Annotated in this window: 5 protein-coding genes; all 5 read right to left on the minus strand. The window is 69.0% G+C overall.

Annotated elements, in window-relative coordinates; all coding sequences use genetic code 11:
• Positions 1 to 30: 30 nt before the first annotated feature.
• Entirely contained in the window at positions 31 to 1,119 is a 1,089-nt protein-coding gene (locus tag BZL64_RS36575; protein ID WP_086773324.1) for a lysophospholipid acyltransferase family protein, read from the minus strand.
• Between the two features lie 14 nt (positions 1,120 to 1,133).
• Positions 1,134 to 2,195 (minus strand): NAD-dependent epimerase/dehydratase family protein, encoded by a 1,062-nt coding sequence (locus BZL64_RS36580; protein WP_086773325.1) that lies wholly within the window; start codon positions 2,193 to 2,195, stop codon positions 1,134 to 1,136.
• A 293-nt stretch (positions 2,196 to 2,488) separates the two neighbouring features.
• Positions 2,489 to 2,587, minus strand: coding sequence for a 30S ribosomal protein bS22 (locus BZL64_RS36585; protein ID WP_003948845.1), 99 nt, complete (start codon positions 2,585 to 2,587; stop codon positions 2,489 to 2,491).
• 156 nt (positions 2,588 to 2,743) lie between these two features.
• The gene (locus BZL64_RS36590; protein ID WP_004984898.1) at positions 2,744 to 2,956 is read right to left on the minus strand and encodes a helix-turn-helix domain-containing protein; all 213 of its coding nucleotides are present in this window, start codon (positions 2,954 to 2,956) and stop codon (positions 2,744 to 2,746) included.
• 134 nt (positions 2,957 to 3,090) lie between these two features.
• Positions 3,091 to 3,835, minus strand: a 745-nt coding sequence (locus tag BZL64_RS36595; protein ID WP_086773326.1) for a phosphatase, incomplete at its 5' end; no start/stop codon positions are given.

Genomic DNA, 3,835 nt, shown 5'->3' on the forward strand with positions numbered 1-3,835 from the left:
CCCACCGCCGTAGCCCTGTCGCAACACATCTCAGAAGAACACCGACCGCCGCTGCACCAGCAACTTGTAGAGCGTGTGCTGGATCTGTTCCCTCACCTGGTCCGTCAGGTTGAACATGAGCATGGGATCCTCGGCCGCCTCCGGCGGGTAGCCGTCCGTGGGGATCGGCTCGCCGAACTGGATCGTCCACTTCGTGGGCAGCGGGATCGCGCCCAGCGGGCCCAGCCAGGGGAACGTCGGGGTGAGCGGGAAGTACGGGAAGCCGAGGACGCGGGCGAGCGTCTTGGCATTGCCGATCATCGGGTAGATCTCCTCCGCCCCGACGATCGAGCAGGGGATGATCGGGGCGCCCTGGCGCAGCGCCGTCGACACGAAGCCGCCCCGACCGAACCGCTGGAGCTTGTAGCGCTCGCCGAAGGGCTTCCCGATGCCCTTGAAGCCCTCCGGCATCACCCCGACCAGCTCGCCCTGCGCCAGCAGCCGTTCGGCGTCCTCGGAGCACGCCAGGGTGTGCCCGAGCTTGCGGGCCAGCTCGTTGACGACCGGCAGCACGAAGACCAGGTCGGCGGCGAGCAGCCGCAGATGACGGCCCGCCGGGTGATGGTCGTGGACGGCGACCTGCATCATCAGCCCGTCCAGCGGCAGCGTCCCGGAGTGGTTGGAGACGATCAGCGCACCGCCGTCGGCGGGGATGTTCTCGACGCCCTTCACCTCCACCCGGAAGTACTTCTCGTACACCGGGCGCAGCAGCGACATCAGGACCTGGTCGGTCAGCTCCTGGTCGTAGCCGAAGTCGTCGACGTCGTAGTCGCCGGTCAGCCGGCGGCGCAGGAAGGACAGCCCCCCGGCGATACGCCGCTCCAGGCCGCCCCCGTCACCGTCGGGCCGCGGCGGCTGCTCCTCACCGGTCACAGGGACATCATCCTGCGGAACGGCCCTGGTGGGCAGGGCCTGGACCTCACGAACCTCGGTGACCTCACCGGCCTCGCCGATCTCACGGACCGGCGCCGGCTCGCCGTTCCGGCGCCCGCTCCCCGCGCTCCGGCGCCGCGACGGCCGCTGCGCGGCGCCCCCGCGGGACCGATCGTCGTCGAACGGAATGACCTTGGCGTCCGCCATTGTTGATGCGCTCCTCAGTTGGCGCGGTGCGTCGGGGGGTGGCTGCCGCCCGCGACGGGCAGCGCGGCGATCCGGTCGACGGCCGTCGCGACGGCCTCGGGGGGCAGAAGCCCCGGCCCCTGGCTGCGTGCGAAGTCCGCGAACGTCTCCGCTGTGGTGTACCTCGGCGTGAATCCCAGCGTCTCGCGCATCTGGTTGGTCGCCACGACCCTGCCGTGCGTGAGCAGCCGGATCTGCTCCGGCGAGAAGTCCGTCATGCCCAGCGTACGCACGAGGGTGCCCGCCCAGGTGACGGCCGGCAGCAGGAGCGGGACGGTGGGTCGGCCGAGCCGTCGGGAGCACTGCGACAGCAGCAGCACGCCGTCGCCGGCGATGTTGAACGTGCCGCTGTTGAGCGTGCCACGGCCGGGCTCGTGCGAGCCGATCCGCAGCACCTCGATCACGTCGTCCTCGTGCACGAACTGGAGCCGCGGGTCGTAGCCGAAGACGGTGGGCAGGACCGGCAGCGAGAAGTAGGAGGCGAGCGGTGTCTCTGCGGTCGGGCCGAGGATGTTGGCGAACCGCAGCACGCACACCGCGACGTCGGGGCGCCGCCGGGCGAACCCGCGGACGTACCCCTCGACCTCCACGGTGTCCTTGGCGAACCCGCCACTGGGCAGCGACTTGGCCGCGGTGGTCTCGGTGAACACGGCGGGGTCGCGGGGCGCGGAGCCGTACACGTTGGTGCTGGACTTCACGACGAGGCGTTTCACGTTCGGCGACTTCTGACAGGCGCCGAGCAGCTGCATCGTCCCGATGACGTTGGTCTCCTTGACCGTGGTCCGGCTCCCACTGCCGAGCGCGGTCGCCGTCACGTCCAGGTGTACGACGGTGTCGGCACCGGTCTCGGCGAGCACCCGCGCGATCGTGGACTGCCGGATGTCAGCCTGGACGAAGTCGGCACCGCCCAGATGGTGTTCGGGCCGCACGGCGTCCACCGCGATCACCCGGTCCACGTCCGGGTCACGCTGGATCCGCCGTACGAACCGGCCCCCCAGCTGACGGGCCACCCCGGTCACCAGCACGACCTTGCCCAAGATCAGCGCCTTCCTTCGTCCATCACTAGGTCCGGTACCACCCTGCTGTGTTTCCCCACCCTGCCGCGTTCCCCGCTGCGGGCCAACCTAGCGGGTCGGTGTTGCGCTGTGATGACCACCCGATGCATGAAGTGACGGCAACGGTCGGTCATACGAGCAGATCAGCCATGGTGTGCGTCCAGGGATCCGCACGGGGTTCAGCCGGCCGCACAGACTCCGGACATGCGTGTGGCCCCCCAGCCGGTAACCGGCTGGGGGGCCACACCACGCTTTCGCGGCTCGCGTCGAGCGAACTACTTCTTGTTACGACGCTGAACGCGCGTGCGCTTGAGCAGCTTGCGGTGCTTCTTCTTGGCCATCCGCTTGCGCCGCTTCTTGATAACAGAGCCCACGACTACCCTCGCTCACTTCTCATCACTCGGTGCTGGGCGCCATGGGCCCATACGACCTACGAGGGGCTAGCCTACCCGCCCGAGCGCTGAGGTCGTAATCGAGGCGGCGGAGGGACCCTGGAGTGCCCTGTGGTGCGGGTCCCCCCACCCCTGCCGTCAGGCCGTTTCCACCCCCACATAGCTCTCGCGGAGGTACTCGTGAACCGCTTGCTCCGGAACGCGGAAGGACCTTCCGACCCGGATCGCGGGCAGATGACCGCTGTGCACCAGCCGGTACACGGTCATCTTGGACACTCGCATCACCGAGGCGACTTCCGCCACGGTAAGGAACTGAACCTCGTTCAGAGGCCTCTCGCCAGCTGCAGCCATGACACACCTGAACCTTCCGCACTCGACTCGACGGCCACCGGCTTCCCCTTCCGGTGACTCTTCGTCGCTGCGTGCTCACTCCCCAATGTAGGGGCGGGTGATGCGAGTGGGGAAGAGGTGCAACCATCGGGGGCCTACTGTGACAGACACGCCCGATTGAGTACGTAGCGGGTGAGCGGCAGGTAGTACTCGGCGCGCGCGCCGTCATCAAGTGGAACGACGACGGACACGGTCCCCTCGGCCTCCCCGACGAAGAGCGCGGGATCGTCGCTGTCCGCCAGGCCGATCGCCTCGAACCCCAGCTGACCTGCCCCGCAGACCCAGCCGTGGTCCCCGATCACCAGCTCCGGCAACGGCCCGCCGGCCTCCACGGCCGCCGCCAGCGCCAGCCGAACCGGGAGGGGTGAGTGCGTGTGTGCGCCGGTGGCACCACCGGGGCGCTCGGGACCGGGTTCCCGCATCAACCCGACGCCCCGCACGTAGGCGAGCTGGAGCGTGCGTAGACCGAACCGGGTCGTTATGTCGACACAGCGACCCTGCGCCGGGGTGAGAACAACACATCCCGCCGCCGACAAAGCGTCTGCGATCCCCGCGTAGAACCCGAGCAGCCGCTGCGGATGCCCGGTCCCGAACAACACGGGCCCACCACGCTGGGCAACCACCGCGAGCCGCTCCGCGAAGGCGTCCAGCGCGCGGAGGGTCCGCTCCGGATCGATCACATCATGCCCTGAAGTGTCCTGCGGATCGGCCGAAACCCCACACTTCTCCGCCATCAACGCGATCAACTCCCGCTCTCCCCACACCCCTTCCGGATCAATCCCGATCAACACCCGAGGATCCCGAGCCGCGAACAACCGATACCGCCGAAGACTCCCCTCC

It is taken from the genome of Streptomyces bobili (assembly GCF_002154575.1).
GTDB lineage: Bacteria > Actinomycetota > Actinomycetes > Streptomycetales > Streptomycetaceae > Streptomyces > Streptomyces bobili.